Consider the following 17,066-nt stretch of genomic DNA (forward strand, 5'->3'; position numbering starts at 1 on the left):
CGGCTACCACCAGGGCCGGAAGGGCTTGTACGGCGTGCCTTCCAGACACAGCCGGACGAGCTTGAGTGCTTCGAGGTGGATGAGCTCCTCGTAGCTGACCTTCCGCTTCAGCGTCCGGTGGTACACCGTCGTCGCGAGTTCCTCCCGAACCAGGGCGGCGATCTTCTTGCGGCCGTCCGCGCTGAGTGCGGCGCGGCCGACTTCCGTCTCGAAGTCGCTGGGTTTGAGGTGCTTCTGGCCGGCGGCCCGTCGCAGTAGCCGTTCGGCGAGCAGGGGTTTGAAGGGTTCGGCGAGGTCGAGGGCGAGGGTGTTGCGGCGGCGGTCGGTGTCGCTGTGCAGGAAGCCGATGGCGGGGTGGAGCGGGGTGCTGCGCAGGGCGGTGAGGACGCGGGCGTAGGTGAGGGCGTTGAGGTAGCTGATGAAGGCGTTGCCGGCGTTGGTGGGTGGCCGGCGGGTGCGTCCGTTGAGGCGGAGCCAGGCGGGGAGGCGGGTGTCGAGGACGGCCCAGGCGGTGCGGCGGAAGTTGCCTTCCTGGCCCATGAGTTCGTCGGTGTCGTGGCAGTCGGGCAGGGCGGTGCGCAGGGTTTCGAGTGCCGGGTCGAGGAGGTCGGTGTCGAGGGCCCAGCGGAGGTTCTCGGCGGTGGCGAGGAGGAGTCCGCGCGCGACCGGGAGGCGTTGCGCGGGGTCACCGGTGATCTCGACCTGTCGGCGGAGGACGGTGGCGGAGGACATGGCCTCGGCGGGCGCGAAGTGTCCGGCGTAGTTGCCGTAGTGGTCGAGGATGTGGACGGTGACGCCGTGTCGGCTGAGGAGGGACATCACGGAGGTGTTGAGGTCGACGTGCTCGAAGGCGACGAGGTCGCGGATGTCCGTGATGGGGATGCGGACGGGGCTGCCGTCGGCACGCTCGATGCGGATGCTGTCGTCCTCGCGGCGGATGCGGCAGGGTCCGGTGAGCCAGTAGGTACGGCCGACGGCGGGCATCAGTCTCCCCAGCAGTAGCCGAGGTAGGAGCAGCCGCGGCAGGCGGCACGGGTCCGGCGGTCGGGGGGTTCGGCCGAGGCGATGACGGCGCGGGCCTCGTCCTCGGCGGTCTCGGCCGCTTCCCGCGCCTCTTCGTTCCAGGGGACATCGGTGGTTCGGCGGATGAGGGGGTAGTGGACGGTGCCGCCGCGCACGTTGACGCCTCGGCGCTCCAACAGCAGGCAGTAGTGCCGGACTTGGGCGTCGTGGGCGGGTGATGGGCTGCGGGAGGACTTGGTCTCGTGGATGACGGCCCCGGCGGTGACCCAGTCGATGCGGGCTTCGCCGAGGTCGACGTCCCGCCGTCGCGTGAACGTGGTCTCGCTCACGACCTCCCCGAAGGCGACGAGGTCGCTGCCGCCTTCGGGCCGGTAACCGCGTGTGTAGAGCCAGAGTTGGCGCGGGCAGTGGCGCAGGTACTTGATGTGGACGCCACCGAGGCCCTGGTCGTCGCCGAGTGGACTCGCAGGGATGGGTTTCACAGGATCGTCTCCGTTTCGGCGGGCGGGCGGAGGCCCAGGACGGGGTCGTACTCGCCCTTGACGAGATGGACGCCTAGCGACCGGTCGAACGCGTGGCTGTAGGTCTTCAACTGCCCGTAGCCCAGCGGGATGAGCAGTCCGGCGGCGAGGAGCGGGTCCGCCTTCCTGCCGACCGCGAGTCGGCGGTACTCCTCGGTGTCCTCCTCCAGGAGCACCTCCACGGTGTCGAAGCGTTCGCCGAGGGAGTTCGCGTACTCGGTGCGGTCGTGGAAGGGGTCGGCGAAGGTGAGGAACTCGGCGGTGAACCCGTCGCGGGCCTCCCGAGCCCTCTCAGCCCACTTGTGGCCCCAGTCGGTGTCGTAGGCGAGGGCGAGGAGGCGGTCGATGTCCTGTTCGCTGAGGTCGGTGGCGCCTTCCGCTGCCAGGGTGGTGAGCGCCGACCAGGCGGCCTCCACCGCGCCCTGGTCGTACGGGCGGTGGCCGTCCGTCCGGTGGACCCGGAACTCGACCGCCCCGTCCGGGTGGAGGCCTCGGCGGTTGACGCGTCCGGCGCGCTGGGCGACGGCCTCGATAGGGGCGTTCTCCACCGCGCCCCGGTCGAAGTCGAGTTGCAGCGAGACCTCCACCGTCTGCGTGGCCACGACCAGCCCTCCTCGACGCGGCGCGTCGTCGGGCCGGCGCTCGCGGTGGCGTTTCAGGAGTCGGCGTTCGATCTCGTCGCGGTCCTTGTTCTTGAAGCGCGAGTGGAGGAGCAGCGCGGCGTCCGGGTCGTCGGGGTGCTGCTCGCGGGCGTGGTCGGCGAGGGCGGCGAAGAGGGCCTGCCCCGCGGCAACCCTGTTGACGACCGCCAGCACGCTGTGCCCCTCGTCGATCCACCCTTCCAGCCGCGCGATGCTCTCCGGGTCCGTCAGCGCGAGCTCGTCGACGACCAGTCGGTGCCGCACCGGCGCCGTCCCGGGCTCGGCCCGGTGGCAGGTGACGGGCTGGTGCAGGCTCTCGTCGACGATGGTCAGCAGCGGCGGGGCGAGGGTCGCGGACAACACGGCGATCCTGCTGCCGAGTTGTTCCCACAGCCGCATCGCGGCGCAGAGCCGGCCGAAGGTCTCGGGGTCGTAGGCGTGGAGTTCGTCCAGGACGAACAGGGAGTTGGCCTGTTCGAGGAGGACGGAGGAATGGGTGGGCCCGGCGATGGCGGCGGCGAGGAGTTGGTGGGGCGTGGCGACGCGCAGGCGTTGGGTGAACAGGCGCATGGCGTTGGCACGGGCGCGGGCTTTGCGGGCGTCGTCCTTGGTGGGGCCGCTACAGCAGTCGTCCTCCGACGCCTCCGTGAGGAGGGTACGGGCGAGGGCGCCGTGGAGGAGGCCGATGTCGGGCTGCTTCTCCCCCGCGGCCGGGTGGAGGGTGTGCTGGAAGCGGCGTCGGGCGGCGTTGAGGGAGGCCCGGTAGGGCAGGGTCCACACGACCCTGGGCCTGCCCGCCATCGTCGCCAACTGCCGGTCTGACCAGGCGAGTCCGGCTTCGGTCTTGCCGCTGCCCGTGGGGGCGATGAGGACGAGGTGGCCCACGGTCGTACCGGCGTCGTGCTGGTGCCGGTGCGGCGGGTACGGGAGCCGCGCGAGGTAGTCGGTGGGCAGCGGCATGTGGGTCTGGAGGTCCACGTGGGCGGAGCCGGCGTGGTCGGCCAGGGTGAGGGCGCCCTGGGCCAGGACGGCGAGCAGGCCCTGGTGGGCCTTCACCGGGAGCCTCCAGGCGGTGAGGACGTCCTGGAGGAGCAGGCGGGCCCGGTCGGCGAGCACCGGGTCGTTCGGCCCCGGTGGCGCGGGTTCGGTGCCGAGGGAGCCGGCCAGCCAGGCCAGGAGTTCCTGGTGCAGGCCGCGCGGGACCTGCGGCCGTGGGCCGTCCGGGCCGGGCACGTGGCCGAAGGCCTCGTCCCAGCGGGTCCGTTCGTTGTAGAGGCGGGACAGGGCGGGCTTGCCGCCGCCGAGGGAGGACGCCGCGTGGAGCGGCCGGTGGTGGCCGGCGACGAGCGTGGCGATCAGCAGGCGCTCCTCGCTGCCCCACCCCGCTGCCGGGGCCAGCAGGTCGACGTAGGCGAGGGAGAGGACCTCGTGGCGCTCGCCCCAGGGTTTGCCGCCGGGTTCGACCTGCCGTTGGAACAGTTCGGCGATCTTGCCCGCGTCGTGCAGCAGCGCCGCGACGCGTACGAGGCTCCAGAACTGCGGTTCGGTGGCGATGACGCCGGCGGCCCCGATGCGCGCCTCCAGCTGGGCGACCGCGTCGTGGACGGTGCGCAGGTGGGTGGTGAGGCGTTCGGGGTCTTCCCGGGGCAGCGACTTGGCCCGCAGGTCGGTGAGGGCGCGCCTTCGTGGTGGGGCCAAGGGTGGGGTCAGGGGGTCAGCAGCCATACGGCCTGGGTGTCCTCGTTACTGGTGGGTGCTTCTCGGTAGGCGCCGCGGACCGGTGCCGCCCCGGCGGGTTCGTCGCACCACAGGTACGGCGACCAGCGGGTGGTGAGGCGGTCGGCGGAGACGGTGTCGGCGAGGCGGTGCTCGTGGGCGGAGGGCACGGCGTGGCCGTCGGCGGGGGCGAGGGCGTGGCCGACGACCGCCCGCTCGGCGGGTTCGAGGACGACGTGGGCCAGTCCGGTGAGGTGGACCAGGTCCTGGGAGCGGCCCAGGCGCAGGGCGTGACGAGGCCGGCGCAGCGCCCGGGCGAACCGGTCGCCGTCCGCTCCCGGTTCGGGCAGCCACAGGGTCAGGTGGACGTCGGCGAGGAAGGGCCGGTCCTTGGCCGTCGTACCGCCCTTTCCGGCCCGGATGCGGCCGCCGGCTGACGGGTTGCTGCCGTCGGCGGCGATCGGATGGTAGGTCTCGGTGTCGGTACCGTGGCCTTCCGACCAGGCCGCCATGCCGAGGACGAAGGGTTCGGCGTACGCGCCGGTGGCGGCCGCCAGCAGCCCGCGGACGGTGGACGGCGGCGGCACCGGGAGAACGCGGGTGACACCGGGGAACAGCGGGTCCCGGAAGGAGGCCACGGGCGCGTGGAACGTCGCACGCAGGGCCCGTACCGGCCCGCCCGGTGGCGCCGGGGTCATCGCGGCTCCGGGTCGTCGAACCAGCCGTCCAGCTCGCCCGCGCGCAGTTCCTCCGCCAGCTTGAGCAGAACAGTCCGGGGGTGGTCGACGACGATGGTGCCCTCGGCCAGCTGCCGCTCGCACTGCTTCTCGAAGTCCTCGCGCGCCTGGTCGCGGAAGCCGGGCCGCCAACCGATCCGTACCGGCCCCTCCCACTCCCCCGCCCACGCTTCGAGCTCCTGGACCAGGACGTCCCCGCGCACCCGCACCCCCGTGTCGGGGTCGCTGTCGATCACGTGGCCCAGCGGGTTGATGCCGCCATTGAAGGCGACCAGGACGATCAGCGCGGGCACCCGGTCGCCGTAGTGCAGGGCCTGCTTCGCCCCGCCGCTCAGGTGCGCGATCGCCTCGGGCAGCAGCGCGGCCCGGCGGCGCCGCTCCTCCAACGGCAGCCGGACAGCCGGCTGGTCGCGGAACGGGCCGGTGGTGGCGCCGAGCGCGGCGGCCTCCGCCACCTGGAGGGCCTGCTCCTGGGTGAGGTAGTTGGGCCGGCCCACCCCGTCCGCGCCGGGCAGGGTGAACGTGCCGATCCTCGGGAGGTCGAGCAGGAAGGGCGCGGCGAGGTCGGCGGTGTAGAACTCGTGGCCGTGCAGGACGGGTTCGGTCACCCCCCGGGACATGACGCCGAAGTCCTCGGTCGGGTAGGCGGGTTCGACGGACATCAGGGTGCCGAGCATGAACGGGCTGTCGCGCAGGGTGGTCGCCGCGTCGTCCTTCCTCGAACCCGCCCGCATGTAGCCGAACAGGTCGTCGTCCGGGTAACGAACGGGATCCGCCTGGGTGTTGGCCTTCTGCGCCTTACCCTGCGCCTTGCCGACCCGGGTGACGGGGGACGGTACCGAGCCGCGCTCGACCATGGTCTCCCGGATCCAGCGACGCGCCGCCTGCGCGGACACGTACGGGTACTTACGGCCCCTGATCCGCGCGAACTTGACGCGGGACACGGTCTCCTCGCTCCGCCCGTTGTTGGGTGCCCCGGCCTGCACGGAGAGCACCATCATCCCTGCCAGGTAAGCCATCTACGCCTGCTCCATCTCGTATGCGTCGTACTCGTCCTCGGCGTCCACGCCGAACGCCGGTTGCTCCGCCAGCTCCTCGATCTCGCGTTCCTGCTGCGGGTCGGGCTCCTTGCCGCTGATCTCGACCCCTCGGCGCTGGAGCATCACCGACACCAGCGCGAACAGGAGCATCCGCTGCTCCCAGGCGCGCGGCCGGCGCCCGATCAGCGGCTTCCACAGCTCGGGGCCCGCCAACGGCGTCTTGTTCCCGTCCAGTTGCAGACGCGTGTAGGCCTTCACCATGAGCGCGCCGAGCTGGTAGTCGTTGAGCGCGGCCCTGCGGTACTCGGCCAGGCGCCCGCGCGAGCCGTCCTGGGCGATCCAGTCGGCGATCAGCGTCGCCACCGGTTCAAGATCGGTTTCCATTCCGAAGACCTCCTCGGCGTAGGTGAAGGCGAGCCGGACCAGGGCCTCGCGGTCGTCGACGCCCCACGCGCCGTCGGGATCCGCGAGGAGGCGGTGCAGCTGCCCGAGCAGCGGGCGGCTCCGGCCGTCCTCCGCCTCGAACAGCAGCCGCGCCGCCTCGCTCGCGCCGCTCTTCCCGGCGTCCGGCCGGGCCAGGGCACGACGCAGCAGGTGCCAGCCACGGCGCAGCGGCGCGTTGCCGTCGACGGTGGCAAGGAAGGCCGGGACAGCGCGCCGGGTGCGGGTGACGCGCAGCCAGGGCTCCTGGTTGTCGTTCTTGAAGCTCCACAAGGTGGTCGCGCACAGGCCGTCGGTGGCGTCCCGCAGCCCGGCGAGGACGACGAGCTCGGGCCTGGCCCCGGCGGGCATCCCGGCGAAACCGGCCTGCATGACGCGACGGGCACGCCGTACGTTACGGCGGGCGAACTCCCGCTCGGTGCCCGGTTCCTGGCAGGACAGGACGGTGGCCGAGCCGGCCGTCACCCAGGCGCCGTAGGGCAGCGCCCACATCGCGATCCGGCACCCCCGGCAGACCGGCCAGCCGGGGACGCCGGGCGGCAGGGTGTTCAGGGCCTTGCTGGTGTCGAACAGGGGGAGATTCGACTTCGCCCAGACCACCGCCGTACCGGCGCCGCAGAACGTGCACGGCCGCACCGGCCCGGACTGCGGGGCGTCCGGGGCGAAGAGCCTTTCGATGTCCGGCCTCAGCACGTTCGGGTCGGAGGGCCGCTTGCTGTGTGTGGCCTTCGAGTTCGGGTACAGCGCGAACAGGACCTTCCACCAGTCGTAGCGGCCGCCGCTGTCCTTGGGTGCCGTCGCGGCCGCCAGCACGTCCGCCACCAGGACGGACGCCATGGCGTCGAGGTCTGCGGCGCTCACCCGGCCCGGGACGTCGCGCTCGGCGATGACGGCCACGGCCCAGGCACCCGCCCGCTGCAAGGGATGGCCGGACGCGACGAGGGCCGTCACCGTACCCACCCGAAGCCCTGGATCGTGTCCAGGCCCAGCCCCCAGGAACGGATCGCGTTCACGAACCGGCCGTCAGCCTCCATCGCCACCCGCACCCGCGCCCCGATCCGCGGCGCCCCACGCACCGTGAACCGCCGCCGGGGGCCCGCCTCCAGCACCCGCAGGCCGTGCGGGGCCGGCAGGCCCAACACGTCCGCCTTGTGCGCCAGGTTGTGCTGGAGGCGGTCGAGGTAGTGCTCGTCGCCCGGGAGCAGGTTCCAGCTCTCGTGCTTGAGCACGACCGGCGTCATCGTCTCCAGCTCCACCGACCCCTCCCCCGGCGGCAGCAGCGCATCCATGTCCACCGCGACCCCGCGCACCCGCAACCGCGTTGCGCCCCACACCAGCTCATCGGCCGCGGCCAGCGCGCGCACCAGCACGGACGCGATCTCCGGCACCGGCGACCCGAACCACACCGAACCGTCCCGCGACGTGGAGTACACGCCCCTCTTCCGCGGCGCCCCCAGAAACAGCGGCCCGGCCACCCCCACCGGCTTCAACGGCTTCCCCCGCCACCCGCCGTCGTGCAAGGCCTGCGCCAAGGCCTCGTCCTGCCCACCGAGCAACCCGTACACCACGCCCCGCGCCGCCCCGTGCACGTCCTCCCACCGCACACTCGACGCATCCGGCGTCACATCCACCCTCACCCGCACCAGACTCTCCCGACCCGCGTGCCGCAACCCGAACACGCCGCAACGTAGTTGGGCGTAAACGATCGACACCGCATTCCTCACGATTTGGAGCAATAGCCAGCCATATGTGCTAGAGGCCCCGGCGTCACCGCCGCCAGCCCCGCGACGGGAACAGCGTCCACCCTCAGAGGCAGCAGACCCAAAACGCCCTGACCTGCGACGATGCACTACCGCCGAGTCGCCGCAACGGCATCGCCCGAGGCAAATCGGGCACACCGCTGGACCTGGTGCTTTACCCTCGGGTCGTAACCAGCCCTGGAGGGCTTGCAACAGGTCCCCGCCTACTGCGGCTCCACCACCACCCGCCGTCGTAACCAGCCCTGGAGGGCTTGCAACCTGCCCGGTAGCCGCGGGCCAGGTAGCCGAATGCCTGTCGTAATGAGGTTCCCCCGAGGTGCGGAAGGTTGCCGGACATGGCCTGATTGGCCATGAGAAGGGAGCCTCTGCCATGGCTGCACCGATGAAGTACCCGCCCGAGTTGCGGCAGCGGGCTGTTGCCGCATACCGGGCGGCCGATCCGAAGCCCGTGATCCGTCAGATGGCCCGCGAACTCGGGGTTCACCATGAGGCCCTGCGCAACTGGATCCGCCAGGACGAGGCGGATCGGGGTGAGCGCGACGACCGGCTGACCACTGTCGAGAAGGAGGAACTGGCCGCTCTGCGCAAGGAGAACGCCGAGCTCCGCCGGTCCTGCGAGATCCTCAAGGCCGCCTCGGCTTTTTTCGCCCAGGAGCTCGACCCGACCCGGCGACGGTACTGAAGCTCATCGACGAGCACCAGGACCGCTTCGGGGCCGAGCCCGTCCTCCGGGAACTGCGCATCCCTGCCTCCACCTACTACCGCTGGCGCCGCGACGTCGACGAGCCGTGCGAGCGCAGACGCCACGACGCCGAACTGACCGAACACATCCGCCGCATCCACGCGGACTCCGACAACACCTACGGCTCCCCACGCGTCCACGCCGTCCTACGGCGCGAGGGCACCCACGTGGGCCGCAAGCGGGTCGAACGCCTGATGCGCCAGGCCGGCCTCCAAGGTGTGAGCCCGCGCCGGCCCCGCTCCTTCACCCGGCGCGACTCTGCCGCGGGCCTCGCTCCCGACCTGGTCCAGCGCGACTTCACCGCCGGCGCCCCGAACCGGCTGTGGGTCGCCGACATCTCGCTGATCCCCACCGAGGAGGGCCCCTGCTGGCTGGCCACGATCCGTGACGCCTTCTCCCGAAGGATTGTCGGCTGGCACGCCTCGGAACGGGCGGACGCCGACCTGGTCCTCACCGCCCTGGAATATGCCCTGCACGGCCGGCCCGTCGAGCCCGGAACGCTGATCCATCACAGCGACCACGGGTGTCAGTACACGTCCATCAAGCTCACAACCCGCCTGCTGAAGGCGGGAATCGAGCCGAGCATGGGCACCATCGGCGACTCGTTCGACAATGCGCTGGCAGAGAACTTCTGGAGCGTCCTGAAGACCGAGTGCGTGCGCCGCACGACCTTCGCGACCCGCACTGACGCCGACCTGGCCCTGTTCGCCTACATCGACGGCTTCTACAACACCCGCCGTATCCAAAAGCGCCTCGACTGGCTCAGCCCCGACGAGTACGAGGCGAAGTACTACGCCGACCAGGCGACGGCCGAACCAGTGACCCTCGAACCACCCACACCCGTCCTGACCAGGTAATCAACACCTCCCGCACAACGGGGGAAGCTCATAACCAGCCTTGGAGGGCTTGCAACCCGTGGAGGTAGGCGGGGTCAATGAACAAGGCCCACGTCGCAACCAGCCCTGGAGGGCTTGCAACGTGCCGGCCACGGCGAGCGCCGTCAGCCGCTCCGGCGTCGTAACCAGCCCTGGAGGGCTTGCAACACGTGTGGTGGCGCAGGCCCGAAGGCCTCCCCCCGGTCGTAACCAGCCCTGGAGGGCTCGCATTGTCATGTTGTACTCGCCGGGCTCCGCCTCCAGAGCCGGTGGTGATCAGCCCTGGATAGTTCACAACCCGATGACCACAAGGCCGAAGTGGGCCATCGGGGTTGTAGAGATAGGTCCTGGAGGGTTCGCAACGGGGCGAGCGGGCTCACGGGGCTCTCCCCACCGGGGCGGCGATCAGCCTCGCAGGACACGACGTTGGTGGGCTCCAACAAAGGCCGCTAGCCTTGGCGGGCCGACACTCGTACGGTGCCGTCGTGGCGCTGGTCAGGTTCGTTCTCATCAGCCCTGGAGGGCTTGCAATGAGCGCGCCATAGAGTTGGTCGAGAGGCTGGCGGCGGTGAAGCCCTCGGGCGGACACCGCCGCTGGCCAACACGCTCATCCGAACCAGTCCCGACAGCTCCGCGACCAACGCTCAGGGTCGACGTAATCACCCATGAGCGGTGCCAGTCCACTCCGGGTGCCGCTGCTCCCGACCTTGCTTGCAGGTTGATTTTATCGGAGCGTGTTATCTAGTTGGTCGATGAGCTCACCGGCATCGCGAGGGCTCATCTATCAAGAGAGGCGTCCCACGATCGGGTGATATCAGCCCCGGGCCGGACTGCTCCCAACCCACACTCATCATCCGACATTTAGCCTCTCACCTGCGTCTTTATCAACTGTCGGATGCAGCAGCCAAGCCCAGCGGCCAGCAAGCCTTGGGCCGATCCATGAAGGAGCAACCAATACTGGTGCTGCCTTGAGCGCGAAGACCCCAGCACTACGCGCGGCTTGTCGCCAAGGCCTCTGTTCCGTGGGGGGATGACCAGGTGAACGTCTCGGAATCCGTTCTCATGCTCGTCGACGCGCTGCTGGCCGCCGTCGTGCCGGGCGCTGCGGTTGCCCGCGTAGCGCCATCCGCAGCGATGCGTCCGGGTTGGCACCGCGAGCGGCGCGTTCAGGGACTGCAACCCCTCACCCCGCTGTGCGCCCGCCGGCGGCGGCTGGAAGCCCGAATAGATCCTCCGCCAGCTGCCGCGTGCGTCCTGAGGTCGGGGACCGAGGGTGCGCCGGAGCCGCTGGCCATCGCCTGTGGAGTCGCCCGGCTCCGGGTGCCTCTGGTTCCCCGGGCTCCCGGGAGGGCCGACGCGGCCGGTCGTTCCGGGGTGGGCGCCCACAGGCTGGGTGTCGGCCCGGCCGCGTGATCTACACCCCTCCAGCTTGTCGATTCACTGGAGGATGGAAGTGCGGTTCATGGAGTTGCTGTGGCAGGACGAAACTGCGGTCAAGGCCGCAGGAGTAGTCCTGAGCATCGTGTTGGAGTGGTCCCTTCAGTTCATCAAGGGCCGCGCCAGGCGGCGGGCGGATCTGTCGCCTGGCACAACGGTGGAGCCATCCGTACGGCGTCCGCGCCGTACCCGGCGATCGCCGCGTCGGGTGGCCGAGTTGAAGCGGTCGAGGGCTCGGTTCGACCGTGCCCCGAAGCTGCGGCCGAAGGGGGGTGGCCGGAACAGTGCCCGGCTGCGCCGGCCCGGGCAGCGCCGCCGTCCCGGCAGGCGTGCCTCTTGACGGCGGACACGATCGGCCGGTGCGCCCGGAACTGGATGCCGGGCGTTCCGTAGAGCCGGTTGCAACGCCGTAGCGGGCTGCCAGGGTACAGAGTGGCCTCCAGCCCGCCCACCGACGGGTTACACGGGAGTGTGCGCCGACGGCTCCAGCCGACCCGGAGCACACGACTTCCGTGCCGGGGCGGCATGCTCCACGTCCCCCCTGGGAAACCCCGGGCGTGCGGCCTCGTTCGCACGCCCGCGCTCTGCCTCCTCTGATGCACCGCCAGGGGCGATCGGCGGGTACCGGCCCCGGAGGTCCGGCCGCAAGGGGACCAGGAGACTCCGTGGATCGTGCGGGCCCGTCCGTGGTTCCACTTCGTCGTCGTCCGTCGTGCCTCCGGTGCGGCGCTCCCGTGCGCACCGGGTGCTTCCGCTCGGGCGGCCGGGCGCGCTGCTCGGGGTGCCCATGGCGTTGTGCTGCCAGCTCGCGGCGGCTCCCGCCCACCCCGCGTCCCGAGGACGGCGGGCTCCCCGCCCTGGCCGACCAGCCCCACGGCCAGCAGGCGTACGGCAAGGCCGACATCTACCTCTTCAAGGTGACCGAGGGCGTCACCTCGCTGAACCTGTACGCGCTCGGCCCGGGGGGCGGGGGCGCGCCCGGTGGCGGAGGTGGGGTGGGGGCGGAGGAGGAGGCGGTAACTGGACCTTCCTCGGTAGCGCCACGGGCGGCGGCGGCGCCGGAGGGGCCGGTGGCGGCGGCCGGGGCGGCGGAGCGGCCCTGGCCTGCACCGCCGTGCCGGTGACCCCGGGCATCCGCCTCGTGGTCATCGTCGGCCAGGGCGGCGTCTCCGGAGGCCGGAGTGGCGGTGGCGGTGCAGGCGGTGGAGGCGGTGCGGCGGGCGCCACTCTGCGCCCAGCCGAACCCGGTGGCGCGGGGACGGCGGGGTCCGTCGGCGCGAGGCCCCGCAATGGCGGGGACACCTTCGTCCGCGTTCACAACGGTTCTGCGATCGCCGGATCCTCCGGGGCGGGGACGGAGGCGTGAGCGGCGGCGCGGGCCGGGGCGGTGGCGGCGGCACCGGCGACAGCAGCGGCGGGGCAGGGGCGGGAACGGCGGCGCACCACCGCCCGGCCCGGACGACCAGTCGGGTACCGGTAGCGGCAGCGCCGGGAACACCGCTGTGAGCACCGGCGGTGACGGGTACGTCCTGATCACCTGGTAGCTCGCTGCCAGGGCATGTCCCGCCCGTTCCGTCCGCACACCCACTGCGCGGACGGGACGGGCGCGGTCGCGACGGGCCTGGTCGGCGGCGGTGCGGCCGTAGGACGGTGGCGACCACGCGGCCGGGGTCGGGAAGGCCATTGGCGCGCAGGGCCGTTCTGGCTGTTCGGTCAGGGGCAGCGGAGCAGGGCAGGGCGGTCGCGGGTGCGAACGGCGGGGAGCCAGGCGGGGGTGTGGCCTGGGAGGCGGATGCGATACCAGAGGGTGGAGGTGAGGTCTTCCTCGTTGATGACGGGGAGGCCGGTGGGGAGTTGGCAGTCGGCGTCGAGGGTGTCGTTGTGCCAGACCCGGACGGGGCCGACGTTGTCGGCGGTGTAGGGGCGCAGGGGGTCGACGGCGAGGCCGAGGCTGCACTGGGGGTCGTGGTCGGTGCGGTCCTGGCAGCCGCGTTCGGCGTTGAAGACGCGGACGTGGGCGGGCTGTCCGGGCGGCGGTTCCGGGTGTGGCCAGAGGGCGGTGGCGGTGACGGCGGCCGTGGCGCAGGAGGCCAGGGCGAGCAATGCGGTGCTCGGACGGCGCGGGCGGCGCGGGCCCCGGTCGGCGCGGATGCGCGCGAGCAGGCTCTCCGCCGTGTGCGGGGCGCGGGCGGCGTGGGTGGGGGCGAGGCAGTCGGCGGCGAGGGCGCGCCAGAACGGGGGGACGGCGGCGGCCAGTCGCAGGGCGGCGCGGCCTTCCGCGTACTGTTGGGCCGCGGCGCTGCGGGCGGTGGGGGTGACGCCGGGGAAGGGGCGGCCGCCGGCGGCGAAGACCTCGTGGATGACGATGCCGAGCGCCCAGATGTCCGCTGTGGTACGGACTTTGACGCCGTGTTCGCCGAGCGGTTCCGTCCAGCGTTCCGGCGGGAGGTAGTCGGGGGTGCCCATCGGGGAGCAGTGGCCGTGGGTGCCGGTGAGTTCGATGGCGAGGCCGAAGTCGGAGAGGCGGACCTCGCCGTCGGCGCCGATGAGGACGTTCTCCGGTTTGAGGTCGGTGTGGACCCAGCCGGAGCGGTGCAGGTGGGCCAGGCCTTCGCAGATGCCGGTGACGATCCGGGCGCCCTCGGCCTCGTCGACGCCGAGGGCGAGCAGGTCGCGCAGGGTGCAGCGGGCGCGTTCCATGACGAGGACGATCGCGCCGTCGAGGGTGGGCTGGTCGGGGGCGGCCAGGACGAGGGTGTCGAGCAGCCGGACCAGTCGGGGGTGCGGGGCGGTGCGGCCCAACTCGGTTTCGCGGCGGGCGGCTTCGGCGACCTGGCGGGCCTGGCGGGGGGCGAGTCCGGCGGTCGGCAGCACCTTGAGGGCGACCGTGCCGTCCGCGTCGTCCGCGCGGCCGGCCCCGCCGTCGGCCCGGCGGGCGGCGTAGACCGTCGCCCAGCCGCCCTCGCCGAGCAGCCCCGTGACGGTCCACTCGCCGACCCGGTGGCCGGCCGGCAGCAGTTCCTCGCCGTCCCCGGGGAAGTCCTGCTCGGGGACGCCCTCCCTGGGGACGGCCTCGCTGGGGACGCCCTCCCTCGGGACGGCCTCCCCGGGAAGGGCCGGGTCTTGCGGCATCTCCGCCCCTCCCTACCGTCCGGTGCGGGCGGGTTCGGGGGCCGGCAGGAGCGCGAGGTGTTCCTCGCGGACGATGCCGAACTTCAGGGCGAGCCCCACCACGGCCTCGCGTTTGCCGCTGCGGCGGTCCGCGCGGTCGCCGTCGGGCAGGTCGATGCGGAGCTTCTCGTCGGCGAGGTAGTCGAGGTGCGAGCTGACGGCGCGGGCGGTGAGGCGGGCGCAGGCGGGGTGGCCGTGCAGCCGGGCGACCACCTGCGGGGTGGTGGGGACGGCGGCCGGGGAGCGGTCGCGCAGCCACGGTTCGCAGAGTGCGACCAGGACCAGGAAGTAGGTGGCGGTCTCGTCCAGCGAGTACGCCGTCATGGTGCGGCTCTCCCGGGAGCCGCCGTGGGCGTCCGGGTCCAGGTAGACGTGGTCGGGCGCGAACACCTGGAAGGAGAGCGGGGTTTCCCGCCGGGAGGGCAGCACCACCCGGGAGAACTCGAAGGGGATCGGCGCGCCGATCCGCCGTGGCGGCACCCGCAGGTACTCGCCGGCGCCCTCCGGGTTCTCCACCAGGTAGGCGTGGGTGTTGCTGAGGTTGCTCAACTGCCAGTGGTCGTCGGTCGCGTGGATCTCACCGGCCAGTCGGGAGACCGTCTCGTCGCCGAGGCGCAGCTCCACGGGGGTTCGGGCGGAGCCCCGGCCGAAGCGCGCCCGTTCTCCCGGACCGAGCCGTAAGGTCACCGTGTCGTCGCCGTTCCCCTCCGGCAGGTGGACGACAATCCCGCTCACCGTTCCTCCGTCCCGCGCACCGCTCCCCCGTTTCGCGCGCCGGCTCTTGCCGGACGGACGAACGGTACCTCTTCGCGTACGACAATAAACCGGATGCCGCAGGCTACTTGACAAAGCGGGAGCGGAGGGTACAGGCGTTCGGTCAGCGCATCGGCGCCCCCGAACGCACGGGTGCCGGCGCCCCCGAACGCAGCGGCGCCACCGGCCGGTCGCCGAAGGCGGCCCACGGCCGCCAGCCGCCACCGGGCCGGTCCTGGACGCGGGTGCGGACCCGGCCGTCCTCGGCCACCGCGAAGACGTGCAGCCGCCCGGTGGAGTCGGCCGCGGCCGAGGGCGGCGCCGCGAGCACCAGGCCGGGCTCGCCGAAGTCCTCGCCGAGCACGTCCGTCGGTGCCCAGGCTCCGGCGGGCGCCGACTGCCAGCGGTGGGCGAGGCGTTCGCCGCCCGGGGAGAGGGTGAAGGCCTCCAGCCGGCCGTCCGAGCCGGCGATCACCGGCGGCGCGGCGGTGGACCAGCCGAGCAGCGGCTGCCAGGCGTCCCAGCCCCCGCTGGGCACCGACTGGCGGCGGTGGAAGGCGGCCGTGCCGGACGGGGCGATCGCGGTGACGTTCAGCCGCCCGGTGCCGTCGCGGGCCACCCGCGGCGCGGCCCCGGCGGGCGTCCCGAAGCGCTCCCAGGCGGACCAGGCGCCGCCGGGCGAGGTCTGCCAGCGGTGCAGCAGCGCGGCGCCGCCGGGCGCGAGCGCGAACACCTCCAGCCGGCCGTCGGCGTTGGCGGCGACGGCCGGCGGCGCGCCCGCCGGGCCGCCGAAGCCCGGGTCCCAGTCGTCCCAGCCGGTCGAGCCGGGCGAGGACTGGCGGCGGCGGGCGATCAGGGCGCCGCCGGGGGCGAGCGCGAACACCTCCAGCCGGTCGTCGGCGTTCCGGGCGACGGCGGGGGCGGCGCCGGCCGGGCCGCCGAAGACCTCCCAGTCCGACCAGTCGCCGTCGCTCCGCTGGACGCGGTGGTGCAGGGCGGCGCCGTCGGGGGCGAGGGAGAACACCTCCAGCCGGCCGTCGGCGTTGCGGCCCAGGACGGGCACCGCGCCGGCGGGTGTCCCGAACACCTCCCAGTCCGACCAGCTGTCGGTGTCCGGGCCGGTCTGGACCCGGCGCAGCACCGACCGGTCGGCGGCGTCGAGGGCGAACACGGTCAGCCGGCCGTGGACGTCCTGGGCGGCGACGGGGTTGTCCGGGCTCTGCCAGGGCGGCGGGGTGGACCGCCAGTCCAGCGGGGCCAGGTAGAGGCCGCGCCGGAACCAGCCGGCGGCGCTGGCCCACCACTGCCGGCCGTCGGTGACCACCTCCACCGCGTGGCCGGGCACATGGCCGGCGTAGCCGTCGAGGGAGAAGCGGAACGGGTCCTGGGAGGCGAGGACGTCGGTGCCCTCGTACCCGTTGCGCGGTCCGATGAACAGGTGGCACCAGCCGTCCCGGGCCACCACGAAGGGCGACTCGGTGACCGAGACGCCGTCCGCGGCGGTGGCCGCGTCGGCGAAGGCCACGCCGGGCTCGCCCCAGGTCAGCAGGTCGGCGGAGCGCCGGTAGCAGACCTGGTGGCGGCCGCCGGGGGCGGACAGCTCGGTGTAGTACATCACCCACTCGGCGCCGATCCGCAGCACCATCGGGTCGCGGGCGGCGGTCCCGCGGAACAGCGGACCGGACGGCAGCCTCGTCCAGGTGGACAGGTCGGTGGAGGTGGCGGCGTTGACCGCCGCCCCGGCGCGTCCGCCCGCCGCGTAGAACATCCAGTGCACGCCGCCCGACTCGACGACGTGCGGGGCCCACAGGTGCTCCTCGCCGAAGTACGAGGCGTCGACGGTCAGCGCGTCCGGGTGGCTCCGCCACGGCCCGGACGGGGAGGGCGCCGAGGCGTGCGCGAGCGAGACCTCGGCCGCGCTGTCGGGCGCCTGCCCGGGCGGCGCGCTGTCGCCGACGATGCTGAACAGGTGCCAGCGCCCGCCGGCCTGGACCAGGGTGTGGTCGTTGAGGTAGCGGCGGCGCGCGGTGGACGGGTCGTAGACGTGGTCGAACGGGCCGGCGCCGACCCAGACGGCGCCGGCGGGGACGGCGGGGACGGCGGGGACGGCGGAGGCCGCCGGGGCGGTACGGCCCGCGAGCGGGAGCACGAGGGCTCCCGCTCCGGCCGCCCGCAGCAGGCCGCGCCTGCTGATCGGGTGCATCACTGC

12 protein-coding genes are annotated in these 17,066 nt (G+C 72.9%); 2 read left to right on the forward strand and 10 right to left on the reverse strand.

Features of this window, described 5'->3' with window-relative positions:
- Positions 1-3: 3 nt before the first annotated feature.
- The 7 genes from cas1b to cas6 are packed head-to-tail and all read right to left on the reverse strand — an operon-like array spanning position 4 to position 7,831.
- The gene (gene cas1b / locus ACFVXH_RS31520; protein ID WP_049652020.1) at positions 4-984 is read right to left on the reverse strand and encodes a type I-B CRISPR-associated endonuclease Cas1b; all 981 of its coding nucleotides are present in this window, start codon (positions 982-984) and stop codon (positions 4-6) included.
- Positions 984-1,505 (reverse strand): CRISPR-associated protein Cas4, encoded by a 522-nt coding sequence (locus tag ACFVXH_RS31525; RefSeq protein WP_387829285.1) that lies wholly within the window; start codon positions 1,503-1,505, stop codon positions 984-986. The genes cas1b and ACFVXH_RS31525 overlap by 1 nt, the downstream gene beginning before the upstream one ends.
- The gene (gene cas3, locus ACFVXH_RS31530) at positions 1,502-3,910 is read right to left on the reverse strand and encodes a CRISPR-associated helicase Cas3' (RefSeq protein WP_387829287.1); all 2,409 of its coding nucleotides are present in this window, start codon (positions 3,908-3,910) and stop codon (positions 1,502-1,504) included. The genes ACFVXH_RS31525 and cas3 overlap by 4 nt, the downstream gene beginning before the upstream one ends.
- On the reverse strand, positions 3,892-4,599 hold the full coding sequence (cas5, locus tag ACFVXH_RS31535; protein ID WP_387829289.1) for a CRISPR-associated protein Cas5: 708 nt from the start codon (positions 4,597-4,599) through the stop codon (positions 3,892-3,894). Before cas5 ends, cas3 begins: the two co-directional genes overlap by 19 nt.
- Entirely contained in the window at positions 4,596-5,657 is a 1,062-nt protein-coding gene (cas7i, locus tag ACFVXH_RS31540) for a type I-B CRISPR-associated protein Cas7/Cst2/DevR (RefSeq protein WP_387829291.1), read from the reverse strand. The genes cas5 and cas7i overlap by 4 nt, the downstream gene beginning before the upstream one ends.
- Positions 5,658-7,070, reverse strand: a complete 1,413-nt coding sequence (locus ACFVXH_RS31545) for a hypothetical protein (protein ID WP_387829293.1) — start codon at positions 7,068-7,070, stop codon at positions 5,658-5,660. It lies immediately after the preceding gene.
- Positions 7,067-7,831, reverse strand: a complete 765-nt coding sequence (gene cas6, locus ACFVXH_RS31550; protein ID WP_387829295.1) for a CRISPR-associated endoribonuclease Cas6 — start codon at positions 7,829-7,831, stop codon at positions 7,067-7,069. Before cas6 ends, ACFVXH_RS31545 begins: the two co-directional genes overlap by 4 nt.
- A gap of 418 nt (positions 7,832-8,249) precedes the next feature.
- On the opposite strand from cas6, the gene ACFVXH_RS31555 reads away from it, so the two are divergent.
- The gene (locus tag ACFVXH_RS31555) at positions 8,250-8,561 is read left to right on the forward strand and encodes a transposase (protein ID WP_375877717.1); all 312 of its coding nucleotides are present in this window, start codon (positions 8,250-8,252) and stop codon (positions 8,559-8,561) included.
- A 5-nt stretch (positions 8,562-8,566) separates the two neighbouring features.
- Positions 8,567-9,478, forward strand: a complete 912-nt coding sequence (locus ACFVXH_RS31560) for an IS3 family transposase (RefSeq protein WP_387829370.1) — start codon at positions 8,567-8,569, stop codon at positions 9,476-9,478.
- A gap of 3,168 nt (positions 9,479-12,646) precedes the next feature.
- Here the strand turns inward: ACFVXH_RS31560 and ACFVXH_RS31565 are convergent.
- The 3 genes from ACFVXH_RS31565 to ACFVXH_RS31575 form a co-directional block, all read right to left on the reverse strand.
- Positions 12,647-14,065, reverse strand: coding sequence for a serine/threonine-protein kinase (locus ACFVXH_RS31565; RefSeq protein ID WP_387829297.1), 1,419 nt, complete (start codon positions 14,063-14,065; stop codon positions 12,647-12,649).
- Positions 14,066-14,077: 12 nt separating this feature from the next.
- Positions 14,078-14,839: a serine/threonine protein kinase gene (locus tag ACFVXH_RS31570; RefSeq protein ID WP_380661166.1), complete on the reverse strand. Its 762-nt coding sequence runs from the start codon at positions 14,837-14,839 to the stop codon at positions 14,078-14,080.
- A 142-nt stretch (positions 14,840-14,981) separates the two neighbouring features.
- Positions 14,982-17,060 carry a glycosyl hydrolase family 32 gene (locus ACFVXH_RS31575; RefSeq protein WP_387829299.1) on the reverse strand — a complete coding sequence of 693 codons (2,079 nt, stop codon included), beginning with the start codon at positions 17,058-17,060 and terminating at the stop codon, positions 14,982-14,984.
- Between the last annotated feature and the right edge of the window lie 6 nt (positions 17,061-17,066).

The organism is Kitasatospora sp. NPDC058184 (genome assembly GCF_042883725.1).
Taxonomy (GTDB): Bacteria; Actinomycetota; Actinomycetes; order Streptomycetales; family Streptomycetaceae; genus Kitasatospora.

Bases quoted from the DNA above. Each gene is read 5' to 3' on its own strand.
- cas1b (WP_049652020.1), bottom strand. From the start codon at position 984: ATGCCCGCCGTCGGCCGTACCTACTGGCTCACCGGACCCTGCCGCATC.
- cas3 (WP_387829287.1), bottom strand. From the start codon at position 3,910: ATGGCTGCTGACCCCCTGACCCCACCCTTGGCCCCACCACGAAGGCGC.
- cas5 (WP_387829289.1), bottom strand. From the start codon at position 4,599: ATGACCCCGGCGCCACCGGGCGGGCCGGTACGGGCCCTGCGTGCGACG.
- cas7i (WP_387829291.1), bottom strand. From the start codon at position 5,657: ATGGCTTACCTGGCAGGGATGATGGTGCTCTCCGTGCAGGCCGGGGCA.
- ACFVXH_RS31555 (WP_375877717.1), top strand. From the start codon at position 8,250: ATGGCTGCACCGATGAAGTACCCGCCCGAGTTGCGGCAGCGGGCTGTT.
- ACFVXH_RS31565 (WP_387829297.1), bottom strand. From the start codon at position 14,065: ATGCCGCAAGACCCGGCCCTTCCCGGGGAGGCCGTCCCGAGGGAGGGC.
- ACFVXH_RS31575 (WP_387829299.1), bottom strand. From the start codon at position 17,060: ATGCACCCGATCAGCAGGCGCGGCCTGCTGCGGGCGGCCGGAGCGGGA.